The sequence below is a fragment of the Mycobacterium sp. NGS49 genome (assembly GCF_059812565.1).
The window spans coordinates 65,998-89,692 of the sequence record NZ_JCALCX010000020.1; the positions used below are offsets into that span (position 1 = coordinate 65,998).

Annotated in this window: 23 protein-coding genes and 1 pseudogene; 11 read left to right on the forward strand and 13 right to left on the reverse strand. The window is 66.9% G+C overall.

Annotated features, from left to right (window positions below; translation table 11 throughout):
- Nucleotides 1-99: 99 nt before the first annotated feature.
- Nucleotides 100-294 (reverse strand): hypothetical protein, encoded by a 195-nt coding sequence (locus AC5Y7D_RS20710; RefSeq protein ID WP_499927238.1) that lies wholly within the window; start codon nucleotides 292-294, stop codon nucleotides 100-102.
- A gap of 254 nt (nucleotides 295-548) precedes the next feature.
- On the opposite strand from AC5Y7D_RS20710, the pseudogene AC5Y7D_RS20715 reads away from it, so the two are divergent.
- Nucleotides 549-2,456 (forward strand): annotated as a pseudogene (locus AC5Y7D_RS20715) (glycoside hydrolase family 15 protein); the annotation flags it as partial.
- Between the two features lie 2 nt (nucleotides 2,457-2,458).
- On the opposite strand, the gene AC5Y7D_RS20720 reads toward AC5Y7D_RS20715, so the two are convergent.
- From AC5Y7D_RS20720 to lepA, 3 genes are read right to left on the reverse strand one after another with little or no spacing between them, the layout of a single operon-like run.
- The gene (locus AC5Y7D_RS20720) at nucleotides 2,459-3,211 is read right to left on the reverse strand and encodes a sensor domain-containing protein (RefSeq protein ID WP_499927240.1); all 753 of its coding nucleotides are present in this window, start codon (nucleotides 3,209-3,211) and stop codon (nucleotides 2,459-2,461) included.
- 18 nt (nucleotides 3,212-3,229) lie between these two features.
- A complete protein-coding gene (locus AC5Y7D_RS20725) occupies nucleotides 3,230-3,970 on the reverse strand; it encodes a sensor domain-containing protein (RefSeq protein ID WP_499927241.1) in 741 nt (246 codons plus the stop codon).
- A 2-nt stretch (nucleotides 3,971-3,972) separates the two neighbouring features.
- Nucleotides 3,973-5,946: a translation elongation factor 4 gene (gene lepA / locus AC5Y7D_RS20730; RefSeq protein ID WP_499927243.1), complete on the reverse strand. Its 1,974-nt coding sequence runs from the start codon at nucleotides 5,944-5,946 to the stop codon at nucleotides 3,973-3,975.
- Between lepA and AC5Y7D_RS20735 the strand changes: the two genes are divergently transcribed.
- Nucleotides 5,913-6,524 (forward strand): type II toxin-antitoxin system PemK/MazF family toxin, encoded by a 612-nt coding sequence (locus AC5Y7D_RS20735; protein ID WP_499927245.1) that lies wholly within the window; start codon nucleotides 5,913-5,915, stop codon nucleotides 6,522-6,524. The two genes, lepA and AC5Y7D_RS20735, sit on opposite strands and share 34 nt — an antisense overlap.
- 99 nt (nucleotides 6,525-6,623) lie before the next feature.
- Here AC5Y7D_RS20735 and AC5Y7D_RS20740 read toward each other — a convergent pair whose 3' ends face one another.
- A complete protein-coding gene (locus AC5Y7D_RS20740; protein ID WP_499927247.1) occupies nucleotides 6,624-7,052 on the reverse strand; it encodes a CBS domain-containing protein in 429 nt (142 codons plus the stop codon).
- A gap of 137 nt (nucleotides 7,053-7,189) precedes the next feature.
- On the opposite strand from AC5Y7D_RS20740, the gene AC5Y7D_RS20745 reads away from it, so the two are divergent.
- From AC5Y7D_RS20745 to AC5Y7D_RS20755, 3 genes are all read left to right on the forward strand, one after another.
- The gene (locus tag AC5Y7D_RS20745) at nucleotides 7,190-8,032 is read left to right on the forward strand and encodes a ribonuclease Z (protein ID WP_499927249.1); all 843 of its coding nucleotides are present in this window, start codon (nucleotides 7,190-7,192) and stop codon (nucleotides 8,030-8,032) included.
- A 121-nt stretch (nucleotides 8,033-8,153) separates the two neighbouring features.
- Nucleotides 8,154-8,465: a PE family protein gene (locus AC5Y7D_RS20750; protein WP_499927251.1), complete on the forward strand. Its 312-nt coding sequence runs from the start codon at nucleotides 8,154-8,156 to the stop codon at nucleotides 8,463-8,465.
- 152 nt (nucleotides 8,466-8,617) lie between these two features.
- Nucleotides 8,618-8,971 (forward strand): PE family protein, encoded by a 354-nt coding sequence (locus AC5Y7D_RS20755; protein ID WP_499927253.1) that lies wholly within the window; start codon nucleotides 8,618-8,620, stop codon nucleotides 8,969-8,971.
- 7 nt (nucleotides 8,972-8,978) lie between these two features.
- Here the strand turns inward: AC5Y7D_RS20755 and AC5Y7D_RS20760 are convergent, their stop codons facing one another.
- Genes AC5Y7D_RS20760 through AC5Y7D_RS20770 form a run of 3 tightly spaced genes read right to left on the reverse strand, consistent with a single transcriptional unit; the run spans nucleotide 8,979 to nucleotide 12,498 of the window.
- Entirely contained in the window at nucleotides 8,979-9,818 is an 840-nt protein-coding gene (locus AC5Y7D_RS20760; RefSeq protein WP_499927255.1) for a transglutaminase family protein, read from the reverse strand.
- Nucleotides 9,818-10,804, reverse strand: coding sequence for an alpha-E domain-containing protein (locus AC5Y7D_RS20765; protein ID WP_499927257.1), 987 nt, complete (start codon nucleotides 10,802-10,804; stop codon nucleotides 9,818-9,820). The genes AC5Y7D_RS20760 and AC5Y7D_RS20765 overlap by 1 nt, the downstream gene beginning before the upstream one ends.
- A complete protein-coding gene (locus AC5Y7D_RS20770; RefSeq protein WP_499927258.1) occupies nucleotides 10,804-12,498 on the reverse strand; it encodes a circularly permuted type 2 ATP-grasp protein in 1,695 nt (564 codons plus the stop codon). Before AC5Y7D_RS20770 ends, AC5Y7D_RS20765 begins: the two co-directional genes overlap by 1 nt.
- 141 nt (nucleotides 12,499-12,639) lie before the next feature.
- Here AC5Y7D_RS20770 and rpsT point away from each other — a divergent pair, with 141 nt between their 5' ends.
- On the forward strand, nucleotides 12,640-12,903 hold the full coding sequence (rpsT, locus tag AC5Y7D_RS20775) for a 30S ribosomal protein S20 (protein WP_499927260.1): 264 nt from the start codon (nucleotides 12,640-12,642) through the stop codon (nucleotides 12,901-12,903).
- Between the two features lie 26 nt (nucleotides 12,904-12,929).
- Here the strand turns inward: rpsT and holA are convergent, their stop codons facing one another.
- From holA to AC5Y7D_RS20790, 3 genes are read right to left on the reverse strand one after another with little or no spacing between them, the layout of a single operon-like run.
- The gene (holA, locus tag AC5Y7D_RS20780; protein ID WP_499927314.1) at nucleotides 12,930-13,895 is read right to left on the reverse strand and encodes a DNA polymerase III subunit delta; all 966 of its coding nucleotides are present in this window, start codon (nucleotides 13,893-13,895) and stop codon (nucleotides 12,930-12,932) included.
- A gap of 30 nt (nucleotides 13,896-13,925) precedes the next feature.
- Nucleotides 13,926-15,494, reverse strand: coding sequence for a ComEC/Rec2 family competence protein (locus tag AC5Y7D_RS20785; RefSeq protein ID WP_499927262.1), 1,569 nt, complete (start codon nucleotides 15,492-15,494; stop codon nucleotides 13,926-13,928).
- Nucleotides 15,495-15,499: 5 nt separating this feature from the next.
- Complete coding sequence (locus AC5Y7D_RS20790) at nucleotides 15,500-16,342, reverse strand: helix-hairpin-helix domain-containing protein (RefSeq protein ID WP_499927263.1); 843 nt, start codon at nucleotides 16,340-16,342, stop codon at nucleotides 15,500-15,502.
- 141 nt (nucleotides 16,343-16,483) lie between these two features.
- On the opposite strand from AC5Y7D_RS20790, the gene AC5Y7D_RS20795 reads away from it, so the two are divergent.
- The 5 genes from AC5Y7D_RS20795 (at nucleotide 16,484) to AC5Y7D_RS20815 (ending at nucleotide 20,352) form a co-directional block, all read left to right on the forward strand.
- Complete coding sequence (locus tag AC5Y7D_RS20795) at nucleotides 16,484-17,257, forward strand: SDR family NAD(P)-dependent oxidoreductase (RefSeq protein WP_499927315.1); 774 nt, start codon at nucleotides 16,484-16,486, stop codon at nucleotides 17,255-17,257.
- A gap of 19 nt (nucleotides 17,258-17,276) precedes the next feature.
- Nucleotides 17,277-17,687, forward strand: a complete 411-nt coding sequence (locus AC5Y7D_RS20800; protein WP_499927264.1) for a phage holin family protein — start codon at nucleotides 17,277-17,279, stop codon at nucleotides 17,685-17,687.
- Nucleotides 17,674-17,940 (forward strand): DUF3618 domain-containing protein, encoded by a 267-nt coding sequence (locus AC5Y7D_RS20805; RefSeq protein WP_499927266.1) that lies wholly within the window; start codon nucleotides 17,674-17,676, stop codon nucleotides 17,938-17,940. The genes AC5Y7D_RS20800 and AC5Y7D_RS20805 overlap by 14 nt, the downstream gene beginning before the upstream one ends.
- Before the next feature lie 137 nt (nucleotides 17,941-18,077).
- Nucleotides 18,078-19,235, forward strand: coding sequence for an acyl-CoA dehydrogenase family protein (locus AC5Y7D_RS20810; protein WP_499927268.1), 1,158 nt, complete (start codon nucleotides 18,078-18,080; stop codon nucleotides 19,233-19,235).
- A gap of 7 nt (nucleotides 19,236-19,242) precedes the next feature.
- Nucleotides 19,243-20,352, forward strand: a complete 1,110-nt coding sequence (locus AC5Y7D_RS20815; RefSeq protein WP_499927270.1) for an acyl-CoA dehydrogenase family protein — start codon at nucleotides 19,243-19,245, stop codon at nucleotides 20,350-20,352.
- A gap of 89 nt (nucleotides 20,353-20,441) precedes the next feature.
- On the opposite strand, the gene AC5Y7D_RS20820 is transcribed toward AC5Y7D_RS20815, so the two are convergent.
- Both AC5Y7D_RS20820 and AC5Y7D_RS20825 read right to left on the reverse strand, forming a co-directional pair.
- A complete protein-coding gene (locus AC5Y7D_RS20820) occupies nucleotides 20,442-22,091 on the reverse strand; it encodes a PPE family protein (RefSeq protein ID WP_499927317.1) in 1,650 nt (549 codons plus the stop codon).
- A 334-nt stretch (nucleotides 22,092-22,425) separates the two neighbouring features.
- The gene (locus AC5Y7D_RS20825) at nucleotides 22,426-23,652 is read right to left on the reverse strand and encodes a GNAT family N-acetyltransferase (protein ID WP_499927272.1); all 1,227 of its coding nucleotides are present in this window, start codon (nucleotides 23,650-23,652) and stop codon (nucleotides 22,426-22,428) included.
- Nucleotides 23,653-23,695 lie beyond the last annotated feature (43 nt).

Sequence of the window (23,695 nt, forward strand, 5' to 3'; positions counted from 1 at the left end):
GGCAATTCGGCGGGCGAGATCAGCGGGTGACCAGCCAGGTGACGATGACCAGGGCCAGGAGCGCCACCAGGACGAGTGTGACGTGCGAACGCGGCATGGTTATCCCGCGGTCTCATCGGAGCGGCGGACGCGACGCAGCAGTTGGATTCCCTTCCCGAGCAGCGCATCCAGCAACGTCGCCAGCAGGTACGCCAGTGCGAGTACCACCGGCATCACCGCCAGCGTCTGGAGCACGAACGGCAGCCCGGAGAGCCACAACTCAACGCCGTCCCACCAACTCAGGAACCCGTTCACCGTGACAACCCTAGTCCTGGCTCGCGGCGGCTCGCGTCCACGTAACACCTCGGTTGCAGTGGTGGACGCGAAGCGGGTCGACGGTCGATGATGTCGTGATGGTTCTGCACGCCGATACCGCTGATTCAGCTAACGACGACGTGGTCGCTCTGGTCGAGGAGTCCCCCACGGTCTCCAAGTCAACTGAACTTCAAGCGTTCGACCCCTCAATGCCCGTTGAAGTCGACTCGGCCGCCGCCTACCTGCCCAGTTCGTCGTCGCGCAACCCTTTTCCGCCGATCGCCGACTATGCCTTCTTGTCCGACTGGGAGACGACCTGTCTGATCTCGCCGGCCGGTTCGGTGGAGTGGCTGTGCGTGCCCCGGCCGGACTCCCCCAGCGTGTTCGGCGCCATCCTGGACCGCAGTGCCGGCCACTTCCGGCTGGGCCCGTACGGCGTCGCGGTGCCATCGGCGCGGCGCTACCTGCCGGGCAGTCTGATCATGGAGACCACCTGGCAGACCCATACCGGCTGGCTCATCGTGCGCGACGCGCTGGTGATGGGACCGTGGCACGACATCGAACGGCGTTCCCGGACGCACCGCCGCACCCCGATGGACTGGGACGCCGAACATATTCTGCTTCGGACAGTGCGCTGCGTCAGCGGCACCGTCGAACTGATGATGAGCTGCGAACCTGCCTTCGACTACCACCGCCTCGGCGCCACCTGGGAGTATTCGTCCAACGCGTACGGCGAAGCCATCGCCCGGGCCACCAAGCAACCCGACGCACATCCGACACTGCGGCTCACCACCAATCTGCGCATTGGGCTGGAGGGTCGCGAGGCGCGCGCCCGTACCCGGATGAAAGAGGGCGACGACGTGTTCGTCGCGTTGAGCTGGACCAAGCATCCGCCGCCGCAGACCTATCAAGAGGCGGCCGACAAGATGTGGCAGACCACCGAATGCTGGCGGCAGTGGATCAACATCGGCAACTTCCCGGACCACCCGTGGCGGGCCTACCTGCAGCGCAGCGCGCTGACCCTGAAGGGGTTGACGTACTCGCCGACCGGCGCGCTGCTGGCGGCCAGCACCACCTCGCTGCCCGAAACGCCACAAGGGGAACGCAACTGGGACTACCGCTACTCCTGGATCCGCGACTCGACGTTCGCCTTGTGGGGCCTCTACACCCTGGGCCTGGATCGCGAGGCCGACGACTTCTTCGCGTTCATCGCCGACGTGTCGGGCGCCAACAGCAACGAACGCCACCCTCTGCAGGTGATGTACGGGGTCGGTGGCGAACGCAGCCTGGTCGAAGAAGAACTCAATCACCTCTCCGGCTACGACCACGCGCGCCCGGTCCGGATCGGCAACGGCGCCTACGACCAGGTGCAACACGACATCTGGGGTTCGGTGCTCGACTCGTTCTACCTGCACGCCAGATCGCGCGAACAGGTCCCCGAGACACTGTGGCCGGTGCTGAAAAAGCAGGTCGAGGAGGCGATGAAGCACTGGCGGGAGCCCGACCGCGGGATCTGGGAGGTGCGTGGCGAGCCGCAGCACTTCACGTCGTCGAAGGTGATGTGCTGGGTGGCGCTGGACCGTGGGGCCAAGCTGGCCGAGAAGCAGGGCGAACTGAGCTACGCCCAGCAGTGGCACGAGATCGCCGACGAGATCAAGGCCGACATTCTCGAGCACGGCGTGGACGCCCGCGGTGTATTCACCCAGCGCTACGGCAGCGACGCTCTCGACGCCTCGCTGCTGCTGGTGGTGCTGACCCGGTTCCTGCCGCCGGACGACCCGCGGGTGCGCGCGACGGTGCTGGCCATCGCCGACGAACTCACCGAGGAGGGCCTGGTGCTGCGGTACCGCGTCGAGGAGACCGACGATGGGCTGTCCGGCGAAGAGGGCACGTTCACCATCTGCTCGTTCTGGCTGGTGTCTGCGTTGGTGGAGATCGGCGAGGTGGCTCGCGCCAAGCGGCTGTGCGAGAAGCTGTTGTCCTATGCCAGCCCGCTGCATCTCTACGCCGAGGAGATCGAGCCGCGCACCGGCCGGCACCTGGGCAACTTCCCTCAGGCGTTCACCCACCTGGCGCTGATCAACGCGGTGGTGCACGTGATCAGGGCCGAGGAGGAAGCCGACGGCTCGGGGGCGTTCCAGCCCGCCAACGCGCCGGTGTGAGGTCAGCTGCGCGCACTCACCTTGTCCATCATCGCGCGCGCGATGTCGATGGCGGTGGTGTTGATGTCCGCCGTGCCGGAGTCCGCCGGGCGCGGCACGCTGAAGAACGAGACCTCCACCTCGACAAGGCAATTCACCCTGACTCCGATGGCCCGCGCTTCGGGCCGGCGCCCGCCTGAGGCGCCGGTCGCCTGCACGTACACCGTCGACGCGAGCACGGAATTGTTCACCCGCACGTCGGCGACTTCGTCGGTGTAGCTGAGCGCCCCGCCCGAGATCTGCACGGTGGTGCCCTTACAGTTGTTCCACTGTTCGGTGAATTCGGCGAACAGCTCCGCAGCGTCGGCGGCGGTGGGCAATGCCACCACCGCCTCGGCCACGTCGATCACCTTTCCGGAACTGCCCGCGGCCCACCATGTCTCGCGAGCGACGTGCCGCACATCCGCGGGGTCGTACGCACTTCTGACCGTCATCGTCGTGACGCCGGCACAGTCGACGGGCGAGATCTCGCCGAAACCCGATTGCAGTTTCTCCCGACCGCCGAAGCGTGCCGGCAGGCTCGCGTCGCTCTTGAAAGGCTGATTGAGCATGCTGCTCAGAGCCGCGCCGTCGAGCAGCACCGCCTTGATGACTTCCCCGATCAGTGGATTGGGCTTCAGTCCCGGCGCGGGGCGGGCCGTGCCGCCGACGGCGCGCGTGCAACCCGCGACCATGATGGCGACCACCGCGATGACAACACACCAGCGGGATTTCATCGGAAGTCTTGCCGTCCGTCAGTTCGTGCCGGACAGCTTGCGCAACATCGCCTTGACGAGATCGGTTGCCCTACTCCCGGTTTGCACGTTCGGATAGACGTCGACGCCGACGTCGGCAATGACGTCGGACTCCAGACCTACCGCCCGTTCGACCAGGGCTGGCCGAGTCTGGTTCGTGTCCCACGTCTCCAGGGTGGCCCAGAGCACACCTGCGTGGAATTCAACGTGCGTTACCTTCGAAAACCACTGGCTCTTACTGGAGTCCAGGGTGCGCATGGTGACCGTGGTGCCCGCGCACTGCTGCCACTGCGCGACGAAGGAGGTGAACAGGCGTTGCGCCCCGGCAGCCGACGACAGCCGTACCACCGCTGCCGACGCGTCCGACACCATCACATCGAGATCGTAGTTCCAGTAGTTCTGCACGGCCACCTCGCGGACCGGGCCCTTCTCGTAGACGACCCGCAGTCCCGGGTAAGTCGGCCCGATACAGTCGATGGGCGACGCTTCCTGGTTGCTGCGGTATCCGTCGGGCAGCATGTCGATTTCGCCCGCCAGCGGTGGCAGATTCTGGTCCAGCTCGTTTCCCATCGTGGCGCGGAGCTCCTCGTCGCTGGGCAGCAGCTGCTCGAGTGGCATCGTCGTCGTACCGGCCCGTGGCGATGTGCGCGCTGCCGTGCCATCGACCGTGCTGACGCAACCGGTTCCCAGCATGCCCACGCCCAACACCGTGAAGACGCGCGCAAGGCCGGCGAAAACCATTGCTATTTCTTGCCCTTGTCCCCCGGAGCTTCGGTGGATAAGGCAGCCACAAACGCCTCCTGCGGCACGTCGACCCGCCCGATGGTCTTCATCCGCTTCTTGCCTTCCTTCTGCTTTTCCAGCAGCTTGCGCTTGCGGGTGATATCACCGCCGTAGCACTTGGACAGCACATCCTTGCGGATCGCCCGGATGTTCTCGCGCGCAATGATTTTCGATCCGATAGCGGCCTGTACCGGCACTTCGAACTGCTGGCGCGGAATCAGCTCTTTGAGCTTGGTGGTCATCTTCGATCCGTACGCCGAAGCCCCGTCTTTGTGGACGATAGCGCTGAACGCGTCGACCGCCTCGCCCTGCAACAGGATGTCCACCTTGACCAGCTGGGCCTCCTGTTCGCCGGCCTCCTCGTAGTCGAGGCTGGCATAACCGCGGGTACGTGACTTGAGCGAGTCGAAGAAGTCGAAGATGATCTCCCCCAACGGCATTGTGTAGCGCAGTTCCACCCGCTCGGGGGACAGGTAGTCCATGCCGCCGAGCTCACCCCGGCGCGACTGGCACAGCTCCATGATCGTGCCGATGAATTCGCTGGGAGCGATGATGGTGGTCTTCACCACGGGTTCGTAGACGGTGCGGACCTTGCCCTCCGGCCAGTCCGACGGGTTGGTCACCACGATCTCGGTGTTGTCCTCTTTTTCGACGCGGTACACGACATTCGGCGACGTCGAGATCAGGTCGAGGTCGAATTCGCGCTCGAGACGTTCGCGGGTGATCTCCATGTGCAGCAGGCCCAGGAAGCCGCACCGGAAGCCAAAGCCCAGCGCCACCGAGGTTTCCGGCTCGTAGGTCAGGGCGGCGTCGTTGAGTTGCAGCTTGTCCAGGGCGTCGCGCAGGTTCGGGTAGTCCGAGCCGTCAACGGGATACAGACCGGAGTAGACCATTGGCTTGGGTTCGCGGTAGCCGGTCAGCGCTTCCTTGGCAGCCCCGCGGGCCCGGGAGAGGCTGGTCACGGTGTCGCCCACTTTGGACTGGCGGACGTCCTTGACCCCGGTAATCAGGTAGCCCACCTCCCCCACCCCGAGGCCGGCCGAGGGCTTCGGTTCGGGCGAGACGATGCCGACCTCGAGAAGTTCGTGGGTGGCGCCGGTGGACATCATCGCGATGCGCTCGCGCGGGGTGATCCTTCCGTCGACCACGCGGACATAGGTGACCACACCGCGGTAGATGTCGTATACCGAGTCGAAGATCATCGCGCGGGTGGGCGCGTCCGCGTCGCCCTGCGGAGGCGGCACCTCGCGCACCACGTGGTCGAGGAGGTCGGCGACGCCCTCGCCCGTCTTGCCGGAGACTCGCAGCACATCGCTCGGTTCGCAGCCGATGATGTGGGCGATCTCACCTGCATAGCGATCCGGGTCGGCGGCGGGCAGGTCGATCTTGTTGAGCACCGGGATGATGTGCAGGTCGCGATCCAGCGCCAGGTAGAGGTTGGCCAGCGTCTGCGCTTCGATGCCCTGTGCGGCATCGACCAGCAGGACCGCACCCTCGCAAGCCTCCAGGGCACGCGACACCTCGTAGGTGAAGTCGACGTGGCCGGGGGTGTCGATGAGGTGCAGGACGTACTCGTTGCCGTCCACCACCCAGGGCAACCGCACGTTCTGCGCCTTGATGGTGATGCCGCGCTCCCGCTCGATGTCCATCCGGTCCAGGTACTGAGCCCGCATCGAGCGCTCGTCGACCACCCCGGTCAGTTGCAGCATCCGGTCGGCCAGCGTCGACTTGCCGTGGTCGATGTGAGCGATGATGCAGAAGTTCCGAATCCGCGCCGGCGGGGTGAAGGTCTTGTCGGCGAAACTGGCGATGGGAAATCTCCTGGTTGAGCGGTCAGCGAGTATGCCCAGCGTATCCGTGCAGAACAGTCGGGACACAATCACACGGTTATGCTGCGAACATGGCACCGGGTAAGAAGTCGTCCGGCAAGTCACAGTGGAAGACGTTTCAGCGGTTCGCGGAGAACTTGGTCAGCGAGGCTCCGAAGGTAGTTCAGCGTCTGCAGAACACGCAGGAGACGCTGAAGACCATCCAGCAGGCGGTGAAGATCACCGCGAACATCGTCGCGATGGGTCTGCCGGCTGCGCCCGCCGAGATCACCGCCGGCCGGCCGGTGACCAAGACGAGCTTCCCGACTGCGCAGCGGGCCCGCAAAGTGACGTACGCGCCCGACCTCGACGGTCGGGCCGATCCGGGCGAGATCGTGTGGACCTGGGTCGTCTACGAGGACGATCCGACACGCGGCAAAGACCGGCCGGTGCTGGTGGTGGGCCGGGAGCGCAGCGTGCTGCTCGGACTGATGCTGTCCAGCCAGGAACGTCGCGCCGACGACCGGGACTGGGTGGCGATCGGTTCGGGTGACTGGGATTACGAGGGCAAGACGAGCTGGGTGCGGCTGGACCGGGTGCTTGACGTGCCCGAGGAAGGTATCCGTCGCGAGGGCGCAATCCTGGACCGCGAAACTTTCGAGGTAGTGGCCACGCGACTGCGCGCCGAGTACGCCTGGCGCTGAGCCAACGCCGGGCCGACGCGCCTTTCGTCGAGCGTGTAACCACGGCGGCGTTCCGGCAACTTTTCCGCCGTCAGCTCACGTTCGGCGAGGGCTGCCCGGTCAGCCCTGCGTGATGTAGGACTGCAACTGCTGCTGCTCGGCCTCGAGCTCCCCCATGCGCGTCTTGACCACGTCGCCGATGCTCACGATGCCGATCAGCTTCCTACCGTCGAGCACCGGCACGTGACGTACCCGGTTCTCGGTCATCAGCATGCTGATGCTGTCCACCGTGTCGGCCTTGGTGCAGGTGGCCACGGCGTTGGTCATGATCTTGGAGACCGGGCGCGACAACACGCTGGCGCCGTGGATGTGCAGTTGCCGCACAACGTCACGTTCCGAGACGATGCCCACCACACCTTCGTCGCCCATCACCACCATGGCGCCGATGTTCTGTTCGGCCAGGCCGGCGAGCAGTTCCCGGACCGTCGCGTCGGGGTTGATCGTCGTCACCGCCGCACCCTTGTTCCGCAGGACGTCCGCGATCCGCATCAAAGCCTCCCGTCGGTTGTGATCCGATTCACACAGGCTACGGCTAACCGGCGCGGCGGGAAAGCAAACGCCGCAACACGGGCTCAGTCGCGGCCAAATCGTCACGTCAGCTCGCCCGCCTTGCGAGGATGGGCGACATGATCGAGGTCACTCTGCTCGGAACCGGAAGCCCCATCCCAGATCCAAACCGCGCCGGACCCGCCACCCTGGTGCGCGCGGGTGGCCAGGTATTCCTGGTCGATTGCGGCCGGGGAGTGTTACAGCGCGCCGCCGCCGTGGGCGTGGGCGCCGCCGGCCTGTCCGCGCTGCTGCTCACCCACCTGCACAGCGACCACATCGCCGAACTCGGGGATGTTCTCATCACGAGCTGGGTGACCAACTTCCTGCCCGATCCCCCGCCGCTGCAGATCATCGGGCCGCCCGGAACCTCGGAGGTGGTGGAAGCGACGCTCAAGGCGTTCGGCCATGACATCGGCTACCGCATCGCCCACCACGCGGATCTGAATGCCCCACCGCCGATCGAGGTTCATGAGCACACCGAGGGGCCGGTGTGGGACCGCGACGGCGTGACGATTCGGGTGGCCCCCACCGATCACCGGCCGGTAGCGCCGACGATCGGGTTCCGGATCGGATTCGACGGCGCCTCGGTGGTGCTGGCAGGCGACACGGTGCCCTGCGCCGGCCTGGACGAATTGGCCTCCGGCGCCGACGCGCTGGTGCACACCGTCATCCGCAAAGACATCTTGAGCCACGTCCCCCAGCAGCGGGTCAAGGACGTCTGCGACTATCACTCGTCGGTACAGGAGGCAGCCGCGACCGCCGCTCGTGCGGGAGTCGGCACTCTGATCATGACGCACTATGTGCCCGCCATCGTGCCGGGTCAGGAGGAACAGTGGCGAGCATTGGCAGCCGCTGAGTTCGGCGGACGCATCGAGGTCGGCGACGATCTGCACCGGGTGGAGGTCTCGGCACGCGACTGAGATTCCGCGTTCGTCAACTCGCTGGACACACGCCAGCAGAGATCAATGCAGGTCAAAACGACCGAATCCACACTGCCATCGCGGTACGATCCGCTCCTGCCGATCGATGGAAAGGTGCCGCATGTCCTGGTTCGCGGTGGGGCCGGAGGTGGTGGCCGCTGCCGCCACCAACCTGACCGGCGTCGGCGATGCGATCAGTGAGGCAAACGACAAAGGAGCTGCTCAGACGGCCGGCATGCCGGCGGCCGCGGCCGACCAGGTCTCGGCGGCCGTTGCGGCGTTCTGGGGGTCGCATGCACAGGGTTACCAGAACATCAGCGCCCAGATGTCGGCGTTTCACCACCAGTTCGCGCAGATCCTCTCGGGTAGCGGCGCCGCATACGCGAATACGGAGGCGGCTGCCGCGTCGCCCCTCAAGGAACTGCCCGGCTGATCGGCCCACCGGCCCAGATGACCGCCTCCGGCGCGGCGTCCTGCCCGAATTACCAACTCGTGCGCCCGCGGGGGCCCGGAAGGGGTAATAATGATGAGCGAGGCGTAAGCTTTTGGCCTCGTGACCGTAGCTCACTGACTTGAGGTTTCCCGATGTCATGGTTTGTCGCAGGGCCGGAGGCAATGGCCGCTGCGGCGAACAACCTCGCGGGCATCGGATCGACCATCGCCGAGTCCAATACAGCCGCGGCGCAGCAGACCGCAGGAGTGCCTGCTTCTGCCGCCGACCAGGTCTCGTCGGCCGTCGCGAACTTCTGGAATGCGCACGCCCAGGGCTACCGGGACATCAGCGCCCAGATGTCATCGTTCCACGACCAGTTCGTCCGGGCGCTGACCGCCGGGGGTGCCTCCTACGCCAATGCCGAGCAGGCCGCCGCGTCCGCGCTCCAAACCGGCTCTTCCGCCCTCAACGCGCCCGCGCGAGACCTGCTGGGCCCGCCGGCCTGACCGAGGACTACGCGAGGCGAGTGATTTCGACTTCCACGTCGAGGTCGGTCGCCCCCAGCCCCGAGTAGATACCCTTCAACGGCGACACGTCGGCATAATCCCGGCCGACACCCACGCTGATGTACTGCTCGGTGATTTCGGTGTCGTTGGTCGGGTCGTAGTTCAGCCACCCCCCGACCCACGCCTGGATCCAGGCGTGGCTGCGGCCGGCAACGGTCTTGCCGATCTCGGCGTCATGTTTCGGGTGCAGATACCCGGACACGTAGCGCCCAGGAATCCCCATGCTGCGCAACAAGATCAGCGTCAGATGCGCGAAGTCCTGGCACACGCCCTTGCCCTTTTCCAGCGCATCCAGACCGGAGGAATGTACGCCGGTGGTGCCGGGCAGATAGTCGAGTTCACTGCGCGCCCACCGGGCGGCCGCAACGACGGCCCCGCCCGGATCGTGGTTCTTGGTGATCCGTTTGCCTACGGCCGCAACACGTCTGCTGTTCGGCGTGTAGTCGGTGGGGCGCAGCACCTCGTCGAAGCGGTCGATGATGGGTTTCGATTGCAGCTCTTCCCACGTGGTTTTCGCCGTCGGCGGCTCCGGACGCTCAGTCTCCACCACCGACGAGGACGTCACCGTCAATTCGGTGTGCGGCGCATGCAGGTCGAACGCCGTGACCGCCGTCCCCCAGTAGTCGATGTAGCGGTAGGACCGGGTGGCCGGGATGGTCTCCACCCGGTTCAATACGACGTTCTGACGTGTGTTCGAGCGCGGGGTCAGCCGCGCCTCGTTGTAGGACGCCGTCACCGGCGACCGGTACGCATACCCGGTGGTGTGCACCACCCGCATCCGCCACATCAGGATTCTCCTCGACTGTCCAGCGTGTCGGCCAACACGTCACGCTGCCGGGCATCCGTCCAGGCCACCCACGGTGCGGCATGAAAGTACTGCAGCGCCAACGCATCTCCGACGTCTCGGCAGGTGCGCTGCAGGCTCGCCAGGCGGTTCTCCAGCGTCTCGAGCAACACCCCGGGCTGGACGAACTCCAGCTCGCTGCGCGCCTGACCGAGCAGCCGCTGAGCTTCGGTGGTCGCCCCGATCCGGCTCTGCGGGTTGTGCAGCAACTCCTCGAGATTGTGTTCGGCCAGCCTCAGCGAATAGAAGACCGAGCGCGGAAACAGCCGGTCCAACAGCATGAACTCGACCACCCGGCCGGCGTCGAGTGCACCGCGGTAGGTACGCAGATAGGTGTCGTGCGCACCGGCCGATCGGAGCAGTGTCACCCAGGCCGGTGACGACGCGCTGTCCCCCACCCGCGACAGCAACAGCCGTACCGTCATGTCCACCCGCTCGATCGCGCGGCCCAGCACCATGAACCGATAACCGTCGTCGCGGGAGAGGGTGGAGTCGGCCAACCCGGCGAACATCGCCGCGCGGCCCTCGATGAATGACAGAAACTCGTGTGGCCCAAGGCGTTTGGCTGCGCGCTCGCGCTCCGGTAATGCATGGTAGGTGGTGTTGATGCACTCCCAGATCTCGCTGGAGGTGACCTCCCGGGCCGACCGCGCGTTCTCCCGGGCGGCCGAAATGGCATCGACGATGGAGCAGCCGCCTTCGGTGTTGGGGCTGAACGCCACCAGGTCGGTCAACGACCAGACGTCGAGGCGGTGGTCGGGCGGTTCGATGCCGAGCACCTTGAGCAGCAGTCGGGACGCCTGATCGGGGTCGACGCTGGAATCCTCGAGCAGTTGGTGCACCGCGACATCCAGAATGCGCGCCGTGTCGTCGGCACGCTCCACGTAACGGCCGATCCAGTACAGCGCCTCGGCATTGCGGGCAAGCATCAGTCGATCGCCTTCTGCTGTTGCTGCTGCTGCTGTTGTCCCTGCTTAGGTTGACCGTCGACCGGCTGACGCGGCTGCTGCTGATGCTGGGTCTGCGCCGGCCGCCCATCCTCCGGGTGCTGTTCGGGCATCGGGCGCGGAAGCGAACGCACCACCTGCCCGCGCCCCAGCTCGCGGGCGGCCACCGAGGTACGCGGTGCCAGCACCCAGGTGTCTTTCGACCCGCCGCCCTGGCTGGAATTGACCACCCGCGATCCTTCGACCAGCGCCGTGCGGGTCAGTCCGCCCGGTAGCACCCACACTTCGTTGCCGTCGTTGACGGCGAACGGCCGCAAGTCGACGTACCGCGGCGCCAAGTTGCCTTCGACCCGGGTGGGCACGGTGGAGAGTTCCATCATGGGCTGGGCGATCCAGGCTCGCGGGTCGTCGCGGATCTTCTTGCTGATGGCGGCGAGTTCCTTCTCGGTGGCTTCGGGCCCGAACACGATGCCGTAACCGCCGGAGCCCTCGACCGGCTTGATGACCAGCTCACGGATTCGGTCCAACACCTCTTCGCGTTCGTCCTCCAGCCAGCAGCGGTAGGTGTCCACGTTGGCCAGCAGCGGTTTCTCGCCCAGGTAGTACTCGATGATGGTGGGCACGTAGGTGTAGACCAGCTTGTCGTCGCCGACACCGTTGCCGATCGAACTGGAAATGACCACGTTGCCGGCGCGGGCGGCGTTGACCAGCCCGGCCACCCCGAGCACCGAGTCGGCGCGGAACTGCAGCGGGTCCAGGAACGCGTCGTCGATACGCCGGTAGATGACGTCGACCTGGCGCTCTCCCTCGGTGGTGCGCATGTACACCTGGTTGTCACGGCAGAACAGGTCGCGACCCTCGACCAGTTCGACACCCATCTGGCGAGCCAGCAGCGAATGCTCGAAGTAGGCCGAGTTGTAGACGCCCGGCGTCAGCACCACGACGGTGGGGTCGGCCTCGTTGGTGGCCGCCGAGTTGCGAAGTGCCCGCAACAGGTGCGAGGAGTAGTCGTCGACCGTGCGCACCCGGTGGGTGGCGAACAGGTTGGGGAACACGCGCGCCATCGTGCGGCGGTTTTCCATGACGTAGGACACACCCGAGGGCGAGCGCAGATTGTCCTCGAGGACCCGGAAGTCGCCCTTGTCGTCGCGGATCAGGTCGATGCCGGCCACGTGGATTCGCACCCCGTTGGGCGGCACGATTCCCACGGCCTCGCGGTGGAAATGCTCACAGGACGTGATCAGCCGGCGCGGGATCACCCCGTCCCGCAGGATCTCCTGGTCGCCGTAGATGTCGTCGAGGTACATCTCGAGCGCTTTGACGCGCTGGGTGATGCCGCGCTCCAGCCGGGTCCACTCGGCGGCCGAAATCACCCGCGGGACCAGATCCAGCGGGAAAGGTCGTTCCTGGCCGGACAGGGAGAAGGTGATGCCCTGGTCGATGAAGGCACGGCCCAGCGCGTCAGCCCTGGCCTTGAGTTCGGAGGCGTCGGTGGGGGCAAGCTCGGCGTAGATGCCCTTGTACGGGCCGCGCACGTTGCCCTGAGCGTCGAACATCTCGTCGAAGGCCTTGAGGTAGGCGTCGGAGGTGTTGTAGCCCTCGAAGATGCGCTCGGAACGGACGCGCGACCGCCGCGGGGTTGCCTCGATCTGGTTCGGAACACTCACCTGTGACATGCTGCCTCAATTCCCCCATCCCGGCAGACCGAGCGTTCCGCTTTTGGGCGAAAACGTAACCGACTGATAACCTGAGCAGTCGCTATCGGGGTGCAGGTACCCCGAGCAAAGCCAAATCGAAACGGAATAAGGAACTGACGCGTGGCCAACATCAAGTCGCAGCAGAAGCGCAACCGTACTAACGAGCGTGCGCGGCTGCGCAACAAGTCGGTGAAGTCTTCGCTGCGCACGGCCATTCGCGCGTTTCGCGAGGCCACTCACGCAGGTGAGAAGGAGAAGGCCGCCGAGCTGCTGGTGGTGACCAGCCGCAAGCTGGACAAGGCGGCGAGCAAGGGCGTGATCCACAAGAACCAGGCCGCCAACAAGAAGTCTGCGCTGGCGCGCTCCCTCAACAAGCTCGGCTGAGTCGGCTCCGGCTAACTCCGGGGCCGTCAACTCGCGGCCAGCTCGGCCACCCGTCGCACCGCGGACTCCAGCGCATAATCGGCGTCCACGACAGCCCCTTTCACGTTCGCATTCAACGTCGCCACCACGCGCGACGCGACGGCCAGCCGGTCACGTGACCAGCGCCGGGCCTGTTTCTGGGCCTTCTGCACCCGCCAAGGCGGCATCTTCAGCTGCCCGGCCAGCCGGTAAGGGTCCCCGGAGAGCGGCATGACCACGCCGATCGTGTGGATCGCCTCGGCTAATGCATCAGCCAGCACCACCCGCGGCTCGCCGCGCATCATCGCCCACCGCAATGCCTCCGCAGCCCCGGCGATGTCGCCGGCCACGGCCTTGTCGGCGATGTCGAAGCCCTTCACCTCGGCCTTGCCGCTGTGGTAGCGCCGTACCGCGGCGGCGTCGACGGCTCCGCCGGTATCGGCGACCAGCTGCGAACAGGCCGACGCGAGCTCGCGGGTGTCAGAGCCCACGGCTTCCAACAGGGCCGTCACCGTCTCGTCGTCGACCCTGACCTTCAGCGCACGGAACTCGCCCCGGACGAAGTCGATGCGCTCGCCGGCCTTGGTGATGCGAGCACACGGATGCACCTGGGCACCCAACGACCGCAACTCGCCGGCCAGCGCCTTGGCCCGACCTCCGCCGGAGTGCACCACCACCAGCACGGTGCCCGCCGGAAGGTCGGCGGCGGCCGACGCGACCAGTGCGGCCGCGTCCTTGCCCGCCTCGCCGGCGGCTTCGAGCACCACGATCCGCTCCTCGGCGAACAACGACGGGCTCAACAACTCGGCGAGCTCGTAGGTGCTGACATCGCCTGCCCGCATCCGGTTGACCGGGACGTCGCCGATGGACGAGTCCGCGATCGGGCCGGCCCCGGCCCGCTGCCGGGCGGAGCGCAGGATCTGCGCGACGGCCCGCTCGATCAGCAGTTCTTCTTCGCCCAGGACCAGGTGCAACGACGAAACCTCGCTCACCCCAAGATGGTGTCACGTGGGTCCGACGGCTCCTGACACCGACCAGGCCACGGCGCAGGCGACGGCGGCAGCGGTCACCCAGGCCAGTGCCACGTGAAACCCCCGCCACCGCGAGAGCGCGACCACCAGCGCAGTGACACCACCGACCACCACCAGACCGGCAATGCCGGTCGGCACCGGCACGCTCGCCCCCGGCACGCCGGCCGCCCAGTGCGCCACTTTCAGCACCCACCACACCTCGGGCCCGGTGAACCGGATCAGCAGCTGCGCACCGGCCGGCCACCAGAGCGCCAGTGCCGCCGCCGCGGTACCCAGCACGGTGATCGGCGCGATCACGGGAGCCGCCGCGAGGTTGGCGAGGACGGCCACCGGGCTGAAGCGGCCGGAGATCGCGGCGACCAGCGGCGCGGTCACCGCCTGGGCGGCCCCGGCGACGGCGACGGCGTCGGCAAGCGGCTTCGGCCAGCCCCGCCGGACCAGCCGACGGGACCAGTCCGGGGCAACGATCACCAGTGCACCGGTTGCGGTGACCGACAGCGCGAAGCCCATGTCAACTGCCAGCTGCGGAGCCACGGCCAGCAGCAGCAGAACGGTCGCCGACAGCGCCGGAATCGCTTGGCGGGTACGCGAAGTCAGCATTGCCAGCAGCGCGATGGCGCCCATCACGGCCGCCCGCAACACGCTGGCCGTCGGCTGCACGATGAACACGAAGACGATCAGCGCCAGCGTGGCCAGCAGTACGGCCGCCCGCGGCCCGGCCAGCCGCGCCGACAACAGCATCGCCCCGCACACGATCGTGACGTTGGCGCCCGACACTGCCGTCAGGTGCGTCATTCCGGCTGCCCGAAACTCGGCACTGGTGCCCGCGGCCACCAGCGAGGTGTCGCCGAGCACCAGGGCGGGCAGCATCGCGGCCTGCTCGGTGGGCAGCACCTGGTGCACCGCCGCGGTGAACCGGGTGCGGACGGTGTCCGCTGCCCGGTACACCGGCTCGGCACGGCCCAGCTGCGGCTGGCCCACCACGGTGAGCACCGCCACCGTCAGGTCCCGGCGGACCGGCCGGGTGATGCGCGCAGTGAACCGCATCGGCCGGCCTACCATCAGCCCGTCGGTCCCCTCGCCGAAATCCGCGGCGCGCGCGAAAACCATTACGCGGCCCGAGCTTTCGTCGTCACGTAGTCGCCGCAGGGAGGCCCGGATCAGCAACCGGCCACGGCCGATCGGCCGTGCGCTCTCGCTGGGAACGACGGTCACCGGTGCGGCGGTGCCGAAGGCCGCGGCAATGGGGTGGCGAGCGACCGCGTCCGCGCGCACCCCGATCGCCAATCCGTATCCGGTGCCGACGACGCCGACCGCCACCAAGCCGGCGCCGATCGCAGCCAGCCGCGCGTCCGGCCCGGACCACGCCCGGCGCCACAGCGCGCCCGCGGTTACGGCCACCACCGCGCAGCATCCGGCCAGGGCGCCACCGATCGGCCACGCCGTTCCGGCCGCTGTCACCAGCCACGCGGTCAGCGCGGCGGGGACCAGCCGCACATCCAGGCGCGCCGCCGGGCCGACCGCGGGCACAGGACGGTGCATCCCGCTCAGACACGGACCAGCAGGCGCAGCTTGTCCAACCGCGCCGCTCCTATGCCGTCCACCTCGGCGAGCTGGTCCACGCTGGTGAACCTGCCGTGGGCCTGGCGCCATGCCACGATCGCCGCGGCCGTTACCGGACCCACGCCGGGCAGTTCGTCCAGCTGCTCGGCGGTGGCGGTGTTCAAGTCGATCGCCTCCCTGGGACCGGCCTTCGGCTTTCCCGACGTGCTGGGCCCGTTGGAGGGCGGCGGTGCGGCGGGGCCGCCGGTCCCGACGGAGCTACCCAGCACTGCCGGTTTGCCGGAGGGCGGCGCCAGCCCGACGACGATCTGCTCGCCGTCACCGAGCGGGCGCGCCATGTTGAGTCCGATGGTGTCGGCTCCGTCGATCGGTCCGCCGGCCGCCTGCAGCGCATCGGCGATTCGAGCGCCCGGTGCCAGGGTGACCAGTCCCGGCTTGTGCACCAGGCCCACGACGCTGACCACCACCGGCCGGTCGGGTGCGGTGGCGGTCGAGGGCTTCGGGCCGGCGGACGAAACCCGTTCCACCGGTGGCAGTTTGGCGGTGGTGACGGGTGCCGGGCGATCGCGGACCACGGTGAAGATCGTGATCAGCACCGCGAGTGCGGCAATGGCCGCCAGTGCAATGGTCCCGGCACGGCCGGGGTCGGCACGCAACCGGGCCGGCCAGGGTTGCTGCGCGGAACCGTCGGGAAGCCACCGCGGCAGCAACGAATTCGGGTCGTCCCGGCCGTCTTCGTCTGAATCGCCGTCGTCTGAATCGCATTGGGGATCTGCGTCGGTGCCCAGCCGTCGGTGCAGTCGCTGCGCGGGTAGTTCGGTTCGCATGTGGCGACGGTATGTCGTGCTGCCGCCACAACCGGCTTGCACCGCCGGGCCGGCCGGGGAGCCTGTGGATCAGTCCCGAGTTGTGGAAGAGCCGCTCACCAAACAGGTTTGGCCACCCATCCCGCGGGTAGCCACGACGCCATGGGTTTGGCATTGATCACCGGCGCATCGAGTGGCATCGGCCTGGAGCTGGCCAAGCGGTTCACCGAGCACGGTTACGACCTGGTGATCGTCGCCGACGAAGCCGGCATCCAGGACACCGCAGGGCAACTAGGGCGCCCGGGCGTCGACGTCAAAGCGATCCGGCTGGACCTGCGCACCGGGGTGGACGAGCTCCATCGGCAGATCGAGGCGGACGGCCGACCGCTGGACGCGGCGGCATTGAACGCCGGCGTCGGCCTCGGCGGGTCGTTTCTGGACAGCACGCTGGAAGACGTCTTGGCGCTCGTCGACTTGAACGTGCGGTCCACCGTGCACCTGGCCAAACTGATCCTGCCCGAGATGGTGCGACGCAACAGCGGCAAAGTGCTGTTGACCTCGTCCATCGCCGCGACGATGCCCGGCTCCTACCAGGCGGTCTACAACGCGTCGAAGTCGTTCATCCAGTCGTTTTCCGAGGCACTGCACGACGAACTGCGCGACACCGGCGTCACCGTCACCGCATTGATGCCGGGTGTGACCGACACCAATTTCTTCCGACGCGCGGGAATGGCAGACACCCTTGTCGGACGGATGAGCATGAAGGACGACCCCGCTCAGGTTGCCCGGCAGGGCATCGAAGCGTTGATGAACGGTGACCGCAAAGTCGTCGCGGAGTCGCTGCTGACCAAGGCGATGGGGATCGGCAACCGGCTGCTGCCCGACTCGGTCAAAGCCGCGGCCAGCCGGGTGATCTCGGTTCCGGCGCGTAACTGACATCAGAAAGGTGGAACCGATGAGCCCGAACGCAACGCCCAACGCCGACGCTTCGATCGGCGAGCTGGTCTCCCAACTATCCGCGCAAACCTCACGGCTGGTGCGTGACGAGATGCGGTTGGCGCAGCAGGAACTGGTGCGATCGGCCAAGCACGCCGGTGCCGGTGCGGGGCTGATCGGCGCGGCCGGACTGTTGGCATTCTTCGGTCTGGCGAGCGCGATCACCGCCGCCATCGCGGGGCTGGCGCTGGCTCTGCCGACCTGGGCGGCCGCGTTGATCGTGGGTGCCGCGCTGTTCACCCTGGCCGCAGTGGCGGCCCTGATCAGCCGGCAGCAGACCAAAGAGGTAACACCCGCTGCTCCCCAGACGGTCGCCAGCGTGAAGAAGGACATCCAGGAAGTGAAGGACGCCCGCCATGGCCGAAGCTGACCCCACCCCGAGCCCGTCGGGTGCGCAACCGCCCGAACCGGGGCCGGACGCGGACATGCGCGACATTCAGCACGACATCGAGCAGACCCGGCAGGAATTGGGTCACACCGTCGAAGCCCTCTCGGCCAAGATGAACGTTGCAGAGCGGGCGAAAGAAACCGCCCGCGCTGCACAACCGACGCTGGTGCCGGCCGCTACCGCCGCCGGGGTCACCCTCGTCGCCGTCCTCTGGTGGCGGCGCCGCCGGCGTTGAGGAGCCGCTGCCGGTTACTGTGCACCACCCGGTTGTCGACCCGGTTTACCCAAGCCGCCGCCCAGCGCCTAACGTGCACTGCAGGACTGCCGAAAGCCCTGTAGCCGGCGGTCACCCCGGACTACAGGAGGCTGCCGATGAAGCTAGCGCTCACCCCCGACGAGGCCGCATTCCGCGACGAGTTGCGAACCTTCTTCACCACCGAGATTCCGGCGGAGATCCGCGACCGGGTCCGCGAGGGTGGTTCGCTGACGCGCGAGGAGATCGTCGCCAACCACAAGCTGCTGCACGAGCACGGCCTGGCGGTGCCGAACTGGCCGGCCGAATGGGGCGGAAAAGACTGGACGGCCACCCAGTTCCAGCTCTGGAGCGATGAGATGCAGTTGGCCAGCGTCCCCGAGCCACTGAACTTCAACACCAAGATGGTGGGACCGGTGATCGCGGAGTTCGGGTCTCAGGAGATCAAAGAACGGTTCCTGCCACCGACGGCCAACCTGGATATCTGGTGGTGCCAGGGCTTCTCCGAGCCCGAAGCCGGATCGGACCTGGCCTCGCTGCGCACCACCGCCGTCCGCGACGGCGACAGCTACGTCGTCAACGGGCAGAAGACATGGACGACGCTCGGCCAGTACGCCGACTGGATCTTCTGCCTGGTTCGCACCGATCCGCAGGCGCCCAAACGGCAGGCCGGCATCTCGTTCCTGCTGATGTCCATGGACACCCCGGGCATCACGCTGCGGCCGATCAAATTGATCGACGGCGGCGTCGAAGTCAACGAGGTGTTCTTCTCTGATGTCCGGGTACCGGCCAATCAGCTTGTCGGAGAAGAGAATCAGGGCTGGACCTACGCAAAGTTCCTGCTGGGCAACGAACGCACCGGCATCGCCCAGGTGGGGCGCACCAAGGTGCGGCTCGCCGAGGTGAAGCGCCGCGCCGCCGAGACCGGGTTGCTCGACGATCCGCTGTTCGCGGCGCGGCTGGCCGAGGCCGAGAACGAGGTGCTGGCACTGGAACTCACGCAGGCCCGGGTGGTGTCGAGTTCGGTGGGCGGCAAACCCAATCCGGCGTCGTCGGTGCTGAAGCTGCGCGGCAGCCAACTCCAGCAGACCGCCACCGAGCTGCTGGTCGAGGTGGCCGGTCCCGACGCCCTGCCCGTCGGCGGCGACGGCATCGCCTCTCCGGAATGGGCGCAGTCCAGTGCGCCGCATTACCTGAACTACCGCAAGACCTCGATCTACGGCGGTAGCAACGAAGTTCAGCGCAACATCATCGCGTCGACCATTCTCGGATTGTGAGGCAGTCATGGACTTTCAGTTGAGCGAAGAGCAGGCCCTGCTGCGCGACACAACCCGCGAATTGCTGTCGCGCAGCTACGACGCGGAAAGCCGCAACAAGGTGATCGACACCGATCTCGGCTGGAGCCGCGAGGTGTGGAATCAGCTGGCGGAGATCGGGATTCTGGGTCTCGGGTTCGAACCGGAGGAAGCGGGGCAGCTCGAGATCATGGCGGTGCTCATCGAGGTAGGACGCCGGTTGGCGCCCGAACCCATCGTGCACGCCGCATTGGCACCCGGGTCACTGATCGCCGAACTGGGCAACGACGCACAGCGCGAGTTGTTGGACGAGGTGGCTGCGGGCCGGCGCCTGCTGGCCTTTGCCCACCTGGAACCGGGTCAGCGGGTAACCTCCGCTGAGCTCGCCACTAGCGCTGTGCGACAAGGTGATTCGTGGACGATCAGTGGGCGCAAGAACCCGGTGCTGGCGGGCGACAGCGCCGAAACGCTGGTGGTCAGTGCCGCGTTGCCGGACGGTGGCACCGGTTTGTTCCTGGTCGACGCGTCAGCCGTCACCCGCAAACCGTACGCCACCTTCGACGGCCAGCGGGGTGCCCAGATCGACCTGGACGAGACGGCCGCCGAACCGCTGGGCGGCGACGCGGCCGATTGCTCGCGGGCCATTGCCAACGCCGTCATCCGGATCCAGTCCGCGCTGTGCGCCGAGGCGCTCGGGGCCATGGAGGAGGCGCTGCGCCTGACCACCGATTACCTCAAGACTCGCAAGCAGTTCGGGGTGACGCTCAACAAGTTCCAGACGCTCACCCAACGGGCGGCCGACATGTATGTGTCCCTGGAATTGGCACGCAGCATGAATCTGTACGCCGCGATGTCGATCGCCGACGGGAACTACGACCCGGTGATCGCCGCGCGCGCCAAGCTGCAGATCGCCCGCTCGGGCCGGCACATCGGGCAAGAGGCGATCCAGTTGCACGGCGGCATCGGCATGACAGCCGAGTACCCGGTGGGTCACTACATGGCCCGGCTCACCGCCATCGACCACACGCTGGGCTCCGCTGGGGATCAGCTGCGGGTGCTTATCGACCACATCGGCGACAACGACTTGGCCAGACTCTGACGGCGAACGCGGGGCGCGGCGCTACGAGGTGACTCCGGGTGCTGAGCAGGATGACGATCGGACCGTCTGCCTGTTTTGCCTACGCATGGCTACGACAACACCCGCCTGAGGCCGAATAGACCCGACACGGCGGTTCCGGTGTTCAGCAATCCCGAGTTGAGGCCGCTTATGGTGGGACCGAACACGCCCGGGACGCCGGTGTTGCCCACGCCGGAGGTCGAGCCGTTACTGGCTGAACCCCCGGTGACTGTGTTGAAGAAACCGGAGATGCTGCCGTTGGTGGTGCCGCCGGTGGCCGAATTGCCGAAGCCCGAGTTTCCCGTACCGGTGTTGCCGAAGCCCGAATTCGGCAGGCCGGTGTTGGTCGTGGCGGCAACGCCCGTGTTCACGTTGCCCGAATTCCAGAACCCGGTGTTGGTGCTGCCCGAATTCGCATTTCCGGTGTTGAAGTCGCCCGAATTCCAGAACCCGGTGTTGCCGTCGCCCGCGTTTCCGCCGCCGGTGTTCAGGTCGCCCGAGTTGCCGACGCCGGTGTTCAAGCTGCCCGAGTTGAAAAGGCCCGTGTTTCCCAGACCCGAGTTGAACAAGCCGATGTTGCCGCTGCCCGAGTTGCCCACGCCGAAACTGTTGAGTTGGCCAGGTGCCACAGCGTTGGTGCCGGTACTGAAGACGCCGATGTTGCGGTCGCCCGAATTGAAGAAGCCGATGTTGCCGTTGCCCGAGTTTCCGAAACCGATGTTGCCGCTACCCGAGTTCAGGCCGCCGATGCCCACTTGGTTGTCGCCGGTGAGCCCGATCCCGATGTTGTTGTTGCCGCGGTTTCCGAAGCCGAAGTTTCCGTTGCCGGTGTTTCCGGCACCGATATTGGAGTTGCCGGTGTTTCCGCCGCCGAAGTTGCCGCTCCCGGTGTTGCCGAAGCCGATGTTGTTGTTGCCGGTGTTACCCAAACCCAGGGCGAACTGGCTGGTAAAGATATTTCCGTTCCCGCTGCCGGTGTTTCCGAAGCCATAATTGTTGCTGCCTTTGTTACCGGCGCCGATGTTATTGATGCCGTTATTTCCGGCGCCCATGTTGGCGCCTTGGCCAACGCTATCGCCGATGTTTCCGCCGCCCAGATTGAACTCACCGTTATTGCCGACGCCCAGATTCTGTGAACCGGTGTTCCCGTTGCCGATGTTGATGCTGCCCTTATTGCCGAAGCCGAAATTGGGCAGGGCTTGCAGCACCTGCTGCCAGGGCGTCAACGCCGCCGCCGCCGATGACGCTCCGACGTAATAGTCCGCCATCGCCGTCACATTCTGGGCCCACATCGCTTCGTACTGGGCCTCAGCAGCCATGATCGCCGGCGCGTTGAACCCAAACCAATTGCACCGCAACAATTGCCTAAACACGTCACGGTTGCCCGTCACTGCGCCCGGGTGCACCGTGGCTGCCTTGGCGACCTCAAACACACCCGCGACCGCTCGGGCCTGCCCGGCCGCTCCCGCAGCCTGAGCACACGCCATGGCCAAGAACCCAGAATATGGGGCGGCCGCGGCCGCCATCGCCACCGCCGCGGGGCCTTGCCAGGCCTGATCCGCCAGCCCCGCGATCGCCGAGGCAAACGACTGCTGCGCCGATCCCAACTCAGCGGCCAGCCCCCGCCAGGCCGCCGCGGCGCCCAGCATCGGCGCAGAACCCGCGCCGGTGTACATCCGCAATGAATTGATCTCCGGCGGCAGTACCGCGAAATTCACCATGCTGCTGACACCCTCGATCACCGGAATATGTTTGGCGGGAGACACAATACAGCGCGGCCGAAGTGCACAAGTCGCGAATTGAAGAAGCCGGACGGAGCGGGACGCAGGGCCGACCACTGCTCTGTCTAAACCCGGGGCGCTGGCACCCCCGTTGCCGAAAACCGAGGCAGGGCGCAGCCGTTGGGACGGAATGCGACGCCGACGTTTTGGTGATCCCGCACTTGCAATCCGGCGCGCCGGCCCGAGATCCCCCGGGAATCGCCCGGGCACGCAAACACGGCCGTCCCGTTCACGACACGGGCGAGACGGAAGTAACCATCATGGCGGCGCAACGCTAGAACTCAAAGGCGGTCTCGGCCGGAACATCGCTGACGAACGCCGCGTCGAACCGGCCGATCAAGTCGGCGTCCCTGGTGCGTATCCGGTTCGCCGCGGCCAGCGTCGAGGCTCGGTGTACGCCCAGGTATACGGTGCCCAGAGCGTCACGCGCCATCTCGATGTCGGCCGGCGCGTCAGTCGCGGTGCACCGCGCCCGGCCGTCACGGATTTCCAGCGCGAATCGTCCCTGGCCGCGCACCGCCAGCACGCAGTTCAGATCGGCAGCGTAGGAGCGCGCCTCGAGGACGGTCTGCACATGCGCAATCCGGACCCACAAGCCGTCCTGCCGCCAGGTGGTCTTGGCCAGCCGCGGGTCGGTGAGCAGGAAGGGCAGCGGGTCCTGCGGATGGGTGAGGATGCTGACGCGCTCGACCGAATCCAGCCCCAGCAAGGCCCGCCACAACCCGCCGCGAGCGTCAGCGGTGACCGCCCTGAGTTCATCGACGCGCGCCAGCCTGGGATCGAGAGTGTCGAGTCGATACACCGCGTAGCCGTCCGGATGCAGCAGCCCGAAGCACTTCGCTGACCCGTTCGGCGCGGGCCGGTCGGCCCCCAACTGTTCCCAAAGCGCTTGCGGGCGAGCCATTCCGCCAGGCACCAGCCGTCGCCAACGCTCGTAGATTTCCTCGAATGCGCCGCGATGCTCGCTCGGCGGGACGAGTCTGACGTCTTGCGGATCGGCGCCCGGAGCGTCGGCGTGCAGGCGCGCGAAGCGCCGGTCAACGGTCAGCTCGTGCAAGAGGGTGGCCGGCCCGTAGCCGAACCGCCCATAGATGCCGCCCTCACTCGCGTGCAGGGCCGCCAACGGATAACCCGAAGCGGCCATCCGCCGGTGCAACTCGGTGCACATCGCGCGCAGCAGTCCCCGTCGTCGGTGCGTCGGTGCCACCGCTACCAGGCTCATACCCGCGGTTGGCAACACGGCTCCCCCGGGCACCGTCAGCCGCAGATCGAAGTACACGGCCATCCCCACTACGTCCTCGCCGGCTCGCACCACGACTGCGCCGTCCTCGGCTATCAAGTCCCGCAAGCTGTCGGTCGCATCCGGCCCGATGAAGTCGGAGAAACTTTGGGCCGCCAGGAAGTACATCCTCGGCCAGTCGTCCTCGCCCGGGCTGCACAGCCGCATCGACGCCGGGAGAGAAGGTGGGGGCGACACAGTCACGGAATGCGACTGTGGCACATCCTCCCCCCGACCGCACCTGAATATCTGCGGAGACCACGAT

Coding starts and splice junctions, on each gene's coding strand:
- AC5Y7D_RS20765 (WP_499927257.1), bottom strand. CDS start 10,804: ATGCTTGCCCGCAATGCCGAGGCGCTGTACTGGATCGGCCGTTACGTG.
- AC5Y7D_RS20725 (WP_499927241.1), bottom strand. CDS start 3,970: ATGGTTTTCGCCGGCCTTGCGCGCGTCTTCACGGTGTTGGGCGTGGGC.
- AC5Y7D_RS20745 (WP_499927249.1), top strand. CDS start 7,190: ATGATCGAGGTCACTCTGCTCGGAACCGGAAGCCCCATCCCAGATCCA.
- AC5Y7D_RS20795 (WP_499927315.1), top strand. CDS start 16,484: ATGGGTTTGGCATTGATCACCGGCGCATCGAGTGGCATCGGCCTGGAG.
- AC5Y7D_RS20800 (WP_499927264.1), top strand. CDS start 17,277: ATGAGCCCGAACGCAACGCCCAACGCCGACGCTTCGATCGGCGAGCTG.
- AC5Y7D_RS20720 (WP_499927240.1), bottom strand. CDS start 3,211: ATGAAATCCCGCTGGTGTGTTGTCATCGCGGTGGTCGCCATCATGGTC.
- AC5Y7D_RS20790 (WP_499927263.1), bottom strand. CDS start 16,342: ATGCGAACCGAACTACCCGCGCAGCGACTGCACCGACGGCTGGGCACC.
- AC5Y7D_RS20735 (WP_499927245.1), top strand. CDS start 5,913: ATGGCACCGGGTAAGAAGTCGTCCGGCAAGTCACAGTGGAAGACGTTT.
- AC5Y7D_RS20755 (WP_499927253.1), top strand. CDS start 8,618: ATGTCATGGTTTGTCGCAGGGCCGGAGGCAATGGCCGCTGCGGCGAAC.
- AC5Y7D_RS20770 (WP_499927258.1), bottom strand. CDS start 12,498: ATGTCACAGGTGAGTGTTCCGAACCAGATCGAGGCAACCCCGCGGCGG.
- AC5Y7D_RS20810 (WP_499927268.1), top strand. CDS start 18,078: ATGAAGCTAGCGCTCACCCCCGACGAGGCCGCATTCCGCGACGAGTTG.
- AC5Y7D_RS20740 (WP_499927247.1), bottom strand. CDS start 7,052: ATGCGGATCGCGGACGTCCTGCGGAACAAGGGTGCGGCGGTGACGACG.
- AC5Y7D_RS20750 (WP_499927251.1), top strand. CDS start 8,154: ATGTCCTGGTTCGCGGTGGGGCCGGAGGTGGTGGCCGCTGCCGCCACC.
- AC5Y7D_RS20805 (WP_499927266.1), top strand. CDS start 17,674: ATGGCCGAAGCTGACCCCACCCCGAGCCCGTCGGGTGCGCAACCGCCC.
- AC5Y7D_RS20820 (WP_499927317.1), bottom strand. CDS start 22,091: ATGGTGAATTTCGCGGTACTGCCGCCGGAGATCAATTCATTGCGGATG.
- AC5Y7D_RS20815 (WP_499927270.1), top strand. CDS start 19,243: ATGGACTTTCAGTTGAGCGAAGAGCAGGCCCTGCTGCGCGACACAACC.
- AC5Y7D_RS20785 (WP_499927262.1), bottom strand. CDS start 15,494: ATGCACCGTCCTGTGCCCGCGGTCGGCCCGGCGGCGCGCCTGGATGTG.
- AC5Y7D_RS20760 (WP_499927255.1), bottom strand. CDS start 9,818: ATGTGGCGGATGCGGGTGGTGCACACCACCGGGTATGCGTACCGGTCG.